This is a genomic window from Planomicrobium soli (assembly GCF_003014655.1).
GTDB classification, from domain to species: Bacteria; Bacillota; Bacilli; order Bacillales_A; family Planococcaceae; genus Planococcus; species Planococcus soli_B.
In genome coordinates, this window is the sequence record NZ_PYAT01000011.1 from 55,914 (window position 1) to 68,512 (window position 12,599).

The window sequence follows — 12,599 nt, forward strand, 5'->3', positions numbered from 1 at the left end:
TGCCTAATAAAATACCCAACAAACGATAAAGTAAAGTTTGTTGGGTTTGTTTTTTCTTATAGTCCTAAACCGATTGAAAACAGGATTACTGCGATAACTGCTCCGATAAGCGGAACAACAACAGTCATGGCCCCAAATGCAGGATAGGCATCTTTATGCGTTTCTCCAGCAATAGAGCGAATGGTCGTGACCACATAGCCGCCTTGCGGCAAGGAATCCAGCGACCCGGATGAAATTGAAACGGTTCTATGCAACGCTTCTGCGTTTACTCCCATATCAAGATAATGGGGCGCTAAAAGCGGCAAGGCAATTGCCTGCCCTCCTGAAGAAGACCCTGTAAGACCGGCGATGATTGCGACAGCCAATGCGCCTCCGATCAGTGGGCTCCCTGGAATTCCTGTCATTACTCCTACTGCCGATTCAAATGCAGGAGTTGCTCTAACGACTCCTCCAAAGCCGACAACTGCAGCCGTGTTTGCAATAGCGATGACTGCTCCTAAAGCTCCTTCACCGAATGCATTTCCGATGTTGCGGAAAAATCTTCTATTGATCAAATAAGTGGCAAGGATACCTCCGCTCAATGCAATAATCAGCGCCGATGTTCCAAGAGAATCATGGAAAATGAATGAAATAATTAGAACCACTAGCAACGGTATCATGCTAAGGAGCGGATTCGGCAATTCCTTGCGAACTTCTCCTGTAACATCTGTATCTCTTGCAACAAAGTGTTCGCCTTTTGCCATTGCTTTATTGATCATTTTCTTTAACCACCAGTAACCGAAAACCATCATGAAGACGGCTACAATTGCACTTACTTCCCAGCCAGCGTACGGCGATGTCCCTAAAAATTCAATCGGAATCCAGTTTTGAATTTCAGGAGACCCTGCTGAAGTCATCGTGAATGTGGTGGAACCGAACGCAAGTGCTGCCGGAATGAATCTTCTCGGAAGGTCTGCCTGCTTGAACAAGCTAAGCGCCATCGGATAAACCGAAAAAGCTACTACAAACAAACTAACTCCTCCATAAGTCAATACCGCACAAGCGATCACCACAGCTAAAGCAGCCCGTTTCATGCCGATTTTGCCGACAATCCATTTCGACACACTGTCAGCTGCCCCACTGTCTTCCATCACCTTACCGAAGATTGCACCAGTTAAAAACATCAAATACCATGATGCGATAAAGCCCGTAAAACCAGTCATATAATTTGTTAAATAATTTGGCGCTCCTTCAGCTGCCAATTGCGGAAAAATCGGCAACCCGTTAAAAACCGCAACTAACAAGGCAGTGAGCGGGGCAGCAATCAAGAGGTTCATCCCTCTCATTGTCAAATAAATCAATAATGCCAATCCACCAAACAATCCAATCAAGCCTAACATGAAATCCCCCCCTAAATCCCTCATGATTTAAATTTCCACCTTTAAGGCAAATAAGCCTTACCTTAGAAGAAAACGCTTACTTTTCAGCATTAGACCGGAGTCTATGTATTAGATGGAACAGTAGAGAGCCCACGCTTCTACTGTTCCATCTCCATTTTATTTCGTTGTCGTTTGTTTGTTACCATAGCGTCTCACACGCAAAAGCGCTTGTTCGGCATGCCCAGCAAAGTTTTCCAACTGGCAGAGGCGTGCGGCGTATTCCCCAATATATGCACTTGCTTCCGGAGTCGTCACTTTTTGATAAGTGACAGTTTTTATGAATTTCCCTACCCAGAGGCCGCCTGTGTAACGCGCGGCACCCTTTGTCGGCAATGTGTGGTTTGTGCCAATAACTTTATCACCATAAGCAACATTGGTTTCTGGCCCTAAAAACAAACAACCGTAATTTGTCATGTTTTCAAGAAAGTAATCCGGATTTTCTGTCAAAATCTCCACATGTTCAAATGCTAAACGGTCCGCTTCTACACGAGCTTCTTCGATAGAATCCACCAATAAAATTTGGCCGTAGTCGTTCCAGGATACACGGGCAACATCAGCAGTTGGAAGTGTTTCCAGTTGACGTTCGATTTCTTTTACTGTTTCTTCAGCCAGTTGCTCCGAAGTCGTAATCAAAGCCCCTGGTGACGTTGGCCCGTGTTCTCCTTGTCCAAGCAGATCCGTCGCAATCATCTCGGCATCTGCTGTATGGTCAGCCACCACTAGGGTTTCGGTCGGACCTGCAAATAGGTCAATGCCGACACGTCCGTAAAGTTGTCGTTTCGCTTCTGCTACAAACGCATTTCCTGGCCCGACAATCATATCAACCGATTCAATCGTTTCTGTTCCAATGGCCATTGCTGCCATAGCTTGAATTCCTCCAAGCAAATAAATTTCATCTGCGCCAGCCAACGACATAGCAGCAATTGTAGCATTTGGAATTTCTCCGTTAATCGGAGGAGTGCAAGCGATTACACGTTTAACACCTGCAACTTTAGCAGTCAATACACTCATATGTGCGGATGCCACCATCGGATAACGCCCTCCAGGAATATAACAGCCGACACTGTTTACCGGGATATTTTTATGGCCAAGAATCACTCCTGGTATATGTTCCACTTCTACATCACTTAACGAAGCAAGCTGGGCTTCTGCAAATTTACGAATATTGTTCTGGGCAAATTTGATGTCTTCAATCACCTCATTTGGAACTTTGGAAACGATTTCATTTATTTGCGAATCTGTTAAACGAAACGCTTCCGGAGCCCATTTATCAAATTTCTCGGACAATTCACGGACAGCCTGATCGCCTCTCGTTTCAACATCCTTAAGTGCATCTGCAACAATTTGTGATACTTTTAAATCATTCGCGCTTACTTCTTCTTGTGATTTTCCAGCCTTCAATACTTTTACCATATATATCCCTCCGTTTTTTGAATACGTATGCAAAAAATCTTTCTAACACAAAGAATATTCTAATTATTTTTTAAAGTCAACCTTTTTATGTTGTTTTACGTTCGATTAATACCCCTTCAATTTCAATAGTTTTCGCAAAGCCCGTATAATCATTGATTTCATTAAGCAAATATTCTACTGTAGCTTCTACCATCTTTTCAATCGGCTGCTCCCAAGTTGTTAGTTGATATGCGGGCCAGGATGCCATTTCGATATTATCAAAACCGATAATTTTCAAGTCTTCCGGAATTTTCAGAGCATGTTCGCGCATGGCGTCAATTACGCCGAGTGCCATAATATCGTTCGCCACAAAAATAGCGGAAGGCAACTGTTTTTCATCTACCATTTCATTGGCAATTTGATAACCTCCTTCGTATGTGTAATCGGAAGAATATTTACTGAAAGTTACTTGGTTCTGCTCCAAGATTTCATAAAAACCTTTTTCCCGCTCCAGACTGGTAGATGTATTGCTGTTACCGGCAATATAAGCTAATTCTGTAGCCCCTTTGGAAAGAAGATATTTTGCGATTTGCTGGCTTGCTGTACGATTATTGCAGCAAACAGAATAAAAATCACTGTTTTCCAGTTTCCTATTGAAAAAGACCAATGGTATTTTGTTTTGTTTAAAAGTTTCCGCCACTTTTAATGACATGGTAGCATCTGTAATGACAACTCCCGCTACGTTATAATTCAGCAATGTCTCAATATCATCACTTTGAAGCTCGTCGTTGTTCGTATGGACAAACAACACACTAAAGCCATGTTGTTTAAAAGCCATCGTAAATTGTTTCAGCACTTGAGGATAAAACGGATTTTGTATTCCTTTCATCACTAAGCCAATTATTTTCGTACGGTTTGTGATCAGGCTTCGCGCAAATTCATTAGGACGGTAATCTAATTCTTTTGCAGCCGCCAACACCTTTTCACGTGTCTTAGCAGAAACTCTTGCACCTTCAAAGTACACTCTAGAAACAGATGATTGGGAAACACCCGCAAGTTTCGCAACATCTTTTGCAGTGATTGTTTGTTTCATTTTTCTCAATCCTTTACCAATCTTATTGCCAATAGCGTACACTATTTTAAAGCACAAAGTAAACCCGCGCTAACGCGCGGGCCATTTCCCCTTTTGTTATTTGATTGACTTCAAGCTCGAAGTTACTTTAAAGGTATCTTTCCCTTGTTTCAAGATGAACTCCCGTTTCACTTCACCGAAGCCTTTTACAAAATAGGTTCTGTTGACGGCTCCGTCTTTACTTTTACTTTCAAAAACAATCGCCTTTTTGAATTTTTTGTATGGAGTCGTAACAGTGGCATTTGTACTTACGATTTTACGGCCATCTACTATGTCCCCTTTTTTGATCGGAAACTTCATATAGACGGAAATTGGTTTTAACGCTCGCAACTGTTTTAATGTAGGATTATATTCTTTGTAGAATTCGGCTTCCCATTTAACCAGTTCAATCCGGTTTTTGCTCAAGCGATAAACACGCAATACTACAGTTCCGCCATTGTCTTCGTAAAGCGCCACATGATTGTCTTTCAAGTATTTTGTTCGAACGGTAAGATCAGCATATTCGTTTCCTTTGCCTTCAAAATGTGCCGTTGTTCCATCTGCCATAAAAAAGTCATAAGCTTGTAAGCGGTGCGATTTCTTGGCTAAGAGACCTACATCATTGCCTGTTGGCTGGACTGCTGCTTTAGAAACATCTGCTTTTGCCGTTGACGTCCCGGAGGGCATAGCGGCAAAAGCACTCAGAAACAAGACGACGACTAAAATGAGTGCCTTCACTGAACGTTTCATTTTTTCTCCGCTCCTTTTTCAAATTAGACGTATATAGGGAATGGGAGTTTCATAAAAAAATTAAATTAAAGAAATAAAAAAGCTAGGCGCCAAAGGCATTTCACCTTTGCGCCAAGCTTTTTTACATATGCAGAGATTTATCATAAATGGGTTTCACATGCAATTTATAATGTTTTTGCACTTCTTTAAAGTCATAAATACGCCCTTCACTTTCAGGGCTTTCAAGTCGTTCAATATGTTCCTCGGCCAAGTCGGCTAAGTACTTACCGATTGCCACCTTATTCGGATACTTTTCGTTTACTTTCGTAATCAATGATTCATCCAACATGTGTTTAAAGGCATAGTATACCGCTACATTGACTACTGTCAGTTCATCCCCGGTCGCATTGGAAACAATATAGTAATTCCCAAATTTATCTTTTAACAAATCCCTTTTCGCCTGAATATCCACAGTTATCTCCTCCTTTTATCTCACTACTCTTATACCCATTTTCTATTAAGTAGACACCTAAAATTAATAAGTAGCCGAATGATCACCAATCTATATTTGCTGGCTACTGAAAACTTTATTTTAGTTGAAGAACAGGAAAAGCCGGGCACAATGCTGCCGGCTTTTTCCTGTTCTTCATATGTTTCATAATAAAATTAAATCATCGAATTTCACCATGATTTTCCCTTTCTCATAACCAAATCCAGTGTAAGGTGCATTAGAGATTCCATTAAGATTATTGACGATGTAGGCCGGGAAATCTATTCCGCATTCATATGCATGTGGATACCCGCCACCAAACCGAGGATTTATTTCAGAAATAAAAAATTTCCCATTATGCTCAAAAATATCAATATCAATAGGTCCTTTAAACTCGGTTTGGCTGACAAAGTCCCTAACAATATTTTCTATTTCTTTATTGTGAATGGAAATTGATTTATCTGTTTCGCCCGCTCTCATACTAATCTTCTCTTTAATGAAGAGATCTACCAATTCACCTGTTACCATATCTACGTAGACGTCTACACCAAACTCCTTATCTTTGAAAAATGGCTGATAAACCATCTGAATAGAACTTTCTCTGTAATTCTCAAATTCGTATTCATCTTTTATTGTAGTAATTCCTAAACTCGCACTGCCAGTCACTGGTTTTGATATCAGCGGAAAACTGATATTTCCTTTTCCAATAGCTGCTCCTATTTGCTCTAAATCATAGAAGGTCGGCACAGAAGGCAGACCACGTTCGATCAAGAAACGGTGCATAGCATATTTATTGAAACTCAATTCCACCATCGGCAACGATGAGATGATTGGAGTGATTCCATGAGATTTAAACTTTTCATAATTTCCCGCTATTAGCTCCAGTTCAGGATCAATCATTGAAATTAAAGCGTCAATATTATTGTCGGAACAAATTTTTATGATGTCGTCTACATAATTTTCATCATTTATTTTGGGTACCTTGAAAAACTTTTCAGAGAAGTAAACAGCAGGAGCAAACATATCCATATCACATGTAAATACCAAGCCATTAACTTTTGCCAATTCCTTGTTAAAATATTGAACAATCTTGACTCTGCGGCCAGCACATAAAATTAGTATGTTCATATCTTATCCTCATTTCCAATTTTCCTGACAATAAGATTTCAAGAATCTTCCGTAAGTATTTTTCTAACAAAATATGCCGGCAATATTCTTTAAATTTTATTTATTAACTCTATAGAAAATAAAGTATTCCTTGTAGCCAATTATAGTTCCTTTAAAGCAGTCCCCAAGGCCTCACTATTAAATTTCAGCGTTTTTAATAAGATTGTTTACGACAAAGCGGTTTTTAGAATTTGGAAAATTTGGTATTTTCTCTACTATTCTTATATTATATATCATGTCTTCTCCAAATGTATATTGCATTTTTTCATGTATTTCTTCTGTTATGGTATTCGTGTAATCAGGTGCCCCCTCCACAAAAACATCAATAGTTTCTAAAGAATTTTGTATAAATTGCAGTTTTTGAATATTATTTGGCAAAGTATTTCCTACTTTCGCCAAATAGAAAGCTGTAAATTTCCCTTTGCTTTTAGATTCCAGAAAATCATTTTTTCTATCTGCTAATTCTTCGACGATTGGGTGAACTGAGCCACAGAGACATCGTGATTCTCTTTTCAACAACTTAAATTGCGGGCCAATATTATAGCGGATCAATGGAGTCCCATATGTATTGAAACAAGTTACAATGGCATCTCCTTCATTATTCACTTCAATAATTCCAGAATTTGAAATGGTATGCATTTTGCCGATTGAACACTCCATGATAAAAGGCAGGCCTTCATCAGCGGCATAATAATGGCGCAAAGGGCAATCGAACGCTTTTTCAATTTCGTATCTGTAATAAGGAGGCAGCGGTTCTGCTGTAGTAAAAATTGCTACAGGGCGAAAAGACAATATAATTTTATTTTCATTAATATATTTTGCTAGTTCAAAAATCGCTGACGGCAAGCCATCGATAAAATCCGGTTTATACTCGTCCAAGTTCCGGACAAATTCATATGCATTTTCTTGATTGCAAAAGTAAGTTGAATATAATCGTTGCTTCACATAGTAGTTCTCTCGCCAGAATATTTTTTTGCGCTGTTTAGACGGGATAAACGGATTTGGACTAAAAGATGCACGCTTCATTTCCAAATTGATAGCACCATGCTGTTTTTTGAAAAAATCAATAAATGCCAATCTTTTTTGCACATCTTCTTTTGTAAATAAAAACTTCAAAGGTATTCCTGTCTGGCTAATTGTCCGTTCGACAATTGCGGCTGGCTCTTTGATCGTGTATATGGAAGCTAAATTTTCACGGACCATTTCTTCAGTCAAAATAGGCAGTTTTTGCAAGTCTTCTAAGCTTTGTATTTTCTCCAAATCTATTTCTTTATAAAACTCCTTATAAAAAGAGCTTTTTGAAAAAGCATGCTTGATCAGTTTCCGCAACTCTTTTTCCTGATATTCTTTTGTAGTTTCTGCATCAGAGCAATTTCGGTTCTCTAATTTTCTTAAAAATTTGAAATAAGTTTCTCCATATCTATTTTTACTTATTCTAAATCCTTCAAAACATGTCATCATGTTTTGAAGGATTATGGGAGAGTTATTATATATCTTCATTGATAGAGTACGCATATCAGCCGCCTCCCGCCTTACTGATTTGTGAGGACATTTAATTTTTTTGCAAATTTAACTTCTTCTTTCCAGCTTTCCTGCAAATCAGGCTGCCGGGTCTTGCGGTTTGCCAACTTCAGCAAAGTTGTTCTTGCTTCTTCTGCAGGCATCGTAGGAAGATTGCTCAAAATACGATTCAACTCTATTTGGCTAATCGGAGTTGATTTGCCAATATAAATTTTCGGAAATATTTTTTCGTCTTGTATTTCGCTTGGATCAAGAAGTTCTTCATATAACTTCTCTCCCGGCCGCATTCCTGTGAATTGTATTTTAATTTCACTTTCCTCGTAGCCTGACAATTTGATCATGTTTCTTGCCAAATCGACTATTTTCACCGGTTCTCCCATATCCAAAACAAAGACTTCTCCTCCGGAAGCAAGTAATCCAGCTTGAATTACCAGCCTTGAAGCTTCAGGAATCGTCATGAAATAACGGGTCATTTCAGGATCCGTAACAGTTACAGGGCCTCCTTTAGCTATCTGTTCACGGAATAAAGGAACCACACTGCCACGTGAACCAAGCACATTTCCAAATCGCACTGCAGCAAATGTTGTTTCACTGGACTTCGCCAGATTTTGAACGACCATCTCAGCAAAACGTTTTGAAGCCCCCATAATATTTGGCGGGTTGACTGCTTTATCAGTAGAGATAAGGACAAAGTTGCCTACTCCATGTTTATGGGCCGCTTCTGCAACATTCTTAGTGCCAAAAATATTGTTTTTTACCGCTTCCATTGGATTTGCTTCCATCAGCGGAACATGTTTATGGGCTGCCGCATGATAAATGAAATCTGGTTTGTATTTACCGATGATATGAAAGATTCGTTCCCTGTCCTGGACATCAGCGATGATAGGAATGATTTCTGTGTCTTTCGATACTTTCCCACGCAACTCCATATCAATTGTGTATATGGAATTCTCGCCGTGCCCAAGCAATAAAATGCGGGCGGGCTGCAATAAACTTATCTGTCTGCATAACTCAGAACCGATTGAGCCGCCAGCTCCTGTCACCATAATGGTTTTTTGCGCAAGCTTCTCTTCTATCATGTTCATATCAAGTTTTACTTCTTCACGCCCAAGAAGATCTTCAATTTTCACATCCCGAATATCTTTAACTGTAAGTTTGCCATTGATCAAATCTTCGAATCTTGGGACGGTTTGGGTTCTTGCTCCTGTTCCGATGCATAGCTTCGTCAAATCTGCCATCTCTTTTTTGGAAAGAGATGGTATGGCGATAACAATTTCATCAATTTGATGATTTGCAACAAGTGCAGGAATATCTTTTATCGAACCGGCCACTTCAATTCCGTAAATTTCCAGGCTCCATTTTGTTTTGTCGTCATCCACAAACAAAACTGGTTTTTTACCCCATTCAGGGTTCAACTTCATTTGTTGGGCGATCATTCTAGCAGCTTGCCCTGCGCCTATGACCATTGTTCGGTTCAACTGGTGCTTTTTCCGATTAAGCGATCGTTCGTTGAATACCCGGAGCGAAATTCTAGAGGCCCCCAGGAATAAAACGAGCAGCATCCATGTTAAGATCAGCGTTCTCGCATATAGTACTTCAGCATAGGCATACTGCATGATAAGAGCGACAAAAAGCGTAAAAGTGACCGCTTTGACGATGGATTTTACTTCATCCACTGAAGCGTAAGACCATACTTTCCGATATAAGCCATAATGCCAAGCAAACGAATGGTGAGCAATAAAAAGAGTGATCGTACTTATGAAAAGCATTCGGTTGGTTAGCACATTCTCAGAAGGATATAAGAATAGGTAACAAGCATAAATGGAAGAAAGAATGATTAACGAATCAATGAAAAACAATGAAATAATTCTTTTTTTAATAGTCAACTGAATTACCCCTTCTCATTTTTCGATTTCGGCTGCCTTCTTAACTGCCATAACTTTGATAGTAATCATTCTTTTTGTTAACCTCGTAATTGTTTAAGACAACCCCCAGGATAAATGCTCTTGCAGTTGTTAAAGCGTCACGCGCTTTTGATAAACTTTGTTTTTCTGTTTTTCCGGTATTCACAACTAAAATTGTTCCATCGCATTTGTTCGCCAATATTTTCGCATCGGTTACAGCTAGAATAGGAGGGGAATCGATCAAGATGATGTCGTATTTCTCTTTCATTTCATCCAGCAAGTTATCCATCACTTCCGAATCCAGTAGTTCCGCTGGATTAGATGGTACTTGTCCACTCATCAATAGATCTAACCCACGGATTCCACTTTTCTTGATTGCGTCTTGCATTCGGCCTTTTCCCAAAAGAAGGTGTGATAACCCGATTCTGTTGCTCATTCGAAAAGTAGTGTGCAAGGTTGGCCTTCTCATATCGGCGTCGATCAATAAGACCTTTTTGCCAGCCTCCGCATAAACAATCGCCATATTTCCTGAAGTAGTGGACTTGCCTTCTTCTTTGGAAGCTGAAGTGAAAAGCAAAGTTTTCATTTCATCGCTTGGAAGCGAAAAGTTGATGTTGCTGCGGATAGTTCGATATTGCTCTGACACAATTGAATTTGGATTAGTACGAGCCACCAATTTTCGGGTTGCTGATAGTTTTGAGTTTTTCGTTTTCCACATTTTCCACCATCTCCTTTTGATCATAGATAACTCCAGATTTTTTAAATTCCTTCTCAGTCTTGGCTGAGCTGACAATTCCAAGAACTTGAAGGCCAATGATCTCTTCAATATCTTCTTCTGTCCGTACTGTTGTATTCATCTGATCCAATAAAATAGCAATCCCGGTTCCCAGCATGAACCCTAGAATAGCTCCAATTGCCATATTTAAAAATGGGTCTGGTTTTACTGGAGAAGGATTTGCGGATTCTACCGCTGGCGCTAAAACTTTTACATTATCCACATTCATTAAACTTTTAATTTCTGCCTGAAATACAGATGCAACAGTATTTGAAATGGCAACCGCTTGACTCATTGATTCATCTTCAACAGCAATCTGGACCACTTGGGAATTTTCTGTGCTGCTCACTGTTATTTTTTCATCTAATGTAGCAACCGTATCAGCAAGTTTAAGTTCTTCGATAACTGCGTTAAGAATTACCGGGCTTTTAATAATAACGTTATACGTACTAATCAATTGAAGATTGTCATCGATACTTAAGGCAGTGCCTTCTTCTCCTGATTTAACCGTTTGGTTAACAAGAAGCTGGGTGGAAGCTTGATAAATCGGCTTCAATAATGTGTAGCTTGCGATTCCAAATAAAGCTGTAATCAAAAATGTCATGATAAGAATAATTGGAAGCCTTTTTTTCATGTTCTTAAAAAATTCTTTAATGTTGAACGTGCTCTCCATTTTGGTCACCTCTATTTTTGTTTTAAGTAATTTTTTAACGGAACTGCTTTTCAGCAAAGTTTCCGATGTAGATGAATTTTGAATACTTGCCATCGTAGGCATTTAACATAAAAATAATCCATAATACTAAGCCAATAGGCGATAAGATAACTTCAGCCAACCATCCAATAACAGGCAGCATGCCCAAGCCATTAAAAAGCACTAAGAAAACGAGTGATATACCAATAGACTGAATAGCATGGAATCTCACAAAATGATTTTCCTTTTCCAAGAAAAGGATAATTATACCAGTGAAAAAGCCAAACAAATATGCCAACGATCCAGTAATATTTTCCGGCAAGCCTAACGATGTTCCTGGAGCATTAGAATGATTTGTTTGTTTGAAGACTGTCTGACTCTCTAAGCTATTAAGGTTTTTTTTCTCCGAAATTTTAAATTGATTTCCAACCATTGTTCTTCCTCCTTTTTATAAATCATTTGACCCAATACTAAAGGGGGAAGGTTAAAAAGAAGTTAAAATATTCAATTAGTTTTAATATTTAATTATTGGTAATTTATATGATGTTTATATCTTAAGATTATCTTCATGGATTATAATAACTGCTTAATATAACACTGAGTTTTATTCTGAATAGCTTTGTTTTCTGTGGGGATAACAAAAAAAGCACTTTTTCCTATGTCACGATGACAAAGAAAAAAGTGCTTTTTATTTTATTAATAGGAGAATTTGTAGCCAAAACCTCGTACAGTATGAATGTATACTGGATTTGCCGGATCCTTTTCTACCTTACGCCTCAAGTTGCTGATATGAACTTTTACAGTCTGCATATCTCCATCTGAGTAATATCCCCAAACCCGGTCATACAGTTGTTCAGCAGTCCAAACACGATTCGGATTTTGCGCCAGAAGCAAAAGCAGTTGAAATTCTTTGTGATATAGCCTTACAGGTTCTCCATTAATGTATAGCTCTCTTGCATCAATATGAATATGCAAATCTTTGAATTCCAACACAGAAAGTTTTTCTTCTTCTCCATTTGTCCAGCCATTCCGTCTAAGTATAGCTCTAATGCGGGCTTCCAATTCATTGAAGTCAAACGGCTTTGTGATGTAGTCATCTCCACCTACTTCAAGTCCTTGTATTTTATATGTTAATTCTTTCCTATAACTAACAAACAAAATTGGCAATTTGGTTTGCATACGAATCTGTTCACACACTTCGAGACCGTTCATCCCCGGCATTTCAATATCAAGTAAAACTAAGTCCGGCGTTTCTTTTGCTAAAAGATCCATCGCTTCATAGCCGTCTTCCGCTTCAATTGCCCGATATCCTTTTTTCACAAGAAACAAACGAATCAGTTCACGGATACCATCTTCGTCTTCAACTATCAATACAGTGGCGCTTTTCATTAGCTTCCCTCC

At 39.0% G+C, this 12,599-nt stretch carries 12 protein-coding genes; all 12 read right to left on the bottom strand.

Annotated elements, in window-relative coordinates:
- Positions 1–56: 56 nt before the first annotated feature.
- Positions 57–1,379 (bottom strand): GntP family permease, encoded by a 1,323-nt coding sequence (locus tag B0H99_RS13715; protein WP_106534256.1) that lies wholly within the window; start codon positions 1,377–1,379, stop codon positions 57–59.
- 156 nt (positions 1,380–1,535) lie between these two features.
- Positions 1,536–2,831, bottom strand: a complete 1,296-nt coding sequence (hisD, locus tag B0H99_RS13720) for a histidinol dehydrogenase (RefSeq protein ID WP_106534257.1) — start codon at positions 2,829–2,831, stop codon at positions 1,536–1,538.
- Between the two features lie 85 nt (positions 2,832–2,916).
- Entirely contained in the window at positions 2,917–3,903 is a 987-nt protein-coding gene (locus B0H99_RS13725; protein WP_106534258.1) for a LacI family DNA-binding transcriptional regulator, read from the bottom strand.
- Positions 3,904–3,999: 96 nt separating this feature from the next.
- On the bottom strand, positions 4,000–4,671 hold the full coding sequence (locus B0H99_RS13730; protein WP_106534259.1) for a hypothetical protein: 672 nt from the start codon (positions 4,669–4,671) through the stop codon (positions 4,000–4,002).
- 121 nt (positions 4,672–4,792) lie between these two features.
- Positions 4,793–5,122, bottom strand: a complete 330-nt coding sequence (locus B0H99_RS13735) for a hypothetical protein (RefSeq protein WP_106534260.1) — start codon at positions 5,120–5,122, stop codon at positions 4,793–4,795.
- Positions 5,123–5,305: 183 nt separating this feature from the next.
- Positions 5,306–6,268 carry an ATP-grasp domain-containing protein gene (locus B0H99_RS13740; RefSeq protein ID WP_106534261.1) on the bottom strand — a complete coding sequence of 321 codons (963 nt, stop codon included), beginning with the start codon at positions 6,266–6,268 and terminating at the stop codon, positions 5,306–5,308.
- Between the two features lie 177 nt (positions 6,269–6,445).
- Positions 6,446–7,822, bottom strand: a complete 1,377-nt coding sequence (locus B0H99_RS13745) for a phenylacetate--CoA ligase family protein (protein WP_106534262.1) — start codon at positions 7,820–7,822, stop codon at positions 6,446–6,448.
- A 17-nt stretch (positions 7,823–7,839) separates the two neighbouring features.
- Positions 7,840–9,714 carry a polysaccharide biosynthesis protein gene (locus tag B0H99_RS13750; protein ID WP_106534263.1) on the bottom strand — a complete coding sequence of 625 codons (1,875 nt, stop codon included), beginning with the start codon at positions 9,712–9,714 and terminating at the stop codon, positions 7,840–7,842.
- Between the two features lie 40 nt (positions 9,715–9,754).
- Positions 9,755–10,450, bottom strand: a complete 696-nt coding sequence (locus tag B0H99_RS13755; protein ID WP_106534264.1) for a CpsD/CapB family tyrosine-protein kinase — start codon at positions 10,448–10,450, stop codon at positions 9,755–9,757.
- Complete coding sequence (locus B0H99_RS13760) at positions 10,392–11,180, bottom strand: YveK family protein (RefSeq protein WP_106534265.1); 789 nt, start codon at positions 11,178–11,180, stop codon at positions 10,392–10,394. The genes B0H99_RS13755 and B0H99_RS13760 overlap by 59 nt, the downstream gene beginning before the upstream one ends.
- A 34-nt stretch (positions 11,181–11,214) precedes the next feature.
- Entirely contained in the window at positions 11,215–11,631 is a 417-nt protein-coding gene (locus tag B0H99_RS13765; protein ID WP_245894539.1) for a DUF4870 domain-containing protein, read from the bottom strand.
- Between the two features lie 263 nt (positions 11,632–11,894).
- A complete protein-coding gene (locus B0H99_RS13770; RefSeq protein ID WP_106534266.1) occupies positions 11,895–12,587 on the bottom strand; it encodes a response regulator transcription factor in 693 nt (230 codons plus the stop codon).
- Between the last annotated feature and the right edge of the window lie 12 nt (positions 12,588–12,599).

Coding starts and splice junctions, on each gene's coding strand:
- B0H99_RS13715 (WP_106534256.1), bottom strand. CDS start 1,379: ATGTTAGGCTTGATTGGATTGTTTGGTGGATTGGCATTATTGATTTAT.
- hisD (WP_106534257.1), bottom strand. CDS start 2,831: ATGGTAAAAGTATTGAAGGCTGGAAAATCACAAGAAGAAGTAAGCGCG.
- B0H99_RS13725 (WP_106534258.1), bottom strand. CDS start 3,903: ATGAAACAAACAATCACTGCAAAAGATGTTGCGAAACTTGCGGGTGTT.
- B0H99_RS13730 (WP_106534259.1), bottom strand. CDS start 4,671: ATGAAACGTTCAGTGAAGGCACTCATTTTAGTCGTCGTCTTGTTTCTG.
- B0H99_RS13740 (WP_106534261.1), bottom strand. CDS start 6,268: ATGAACATACTAATTTTATGTGCTGGCCGCAGAGTCAAGATTGTTCAA.
- B0H99_RS13745 (WP_106534262.1), bottom strand. CDS start 7,822: ATGCGTACTCTATCAATGAAGATATATAATAACTCTCCCATAATCCTT.
- B0H99_RS13755 (WP_106534264.1), bottom strand. CDS start 10,450: ATGTGGAAAACGAAAAACTCAAAACTATCAGCAACCCGAAAATTGGTG.
- B0H99_RS13760 (WP_106534265.1), bottom strand. CDS start 11,180: ATGGAGAGCACGTTCAACATTAAAGAATTTTTTAAGAACATGAAAAAA.
- B0H99_RS13765 (WP_245894539.1), bottom strand. CDS start 11,631: ATGGTTGGAAATCAATTTAAAATTTCGGAGAAAAAAAACCTTAATAGC.
- B0H99_RS13770 (WP_106534266.1), bottom strand. CDS start 12,587: ATGAAAAGCGCCACTGTATTGATAGTTGAAGACGAAGATGGTATCCGT.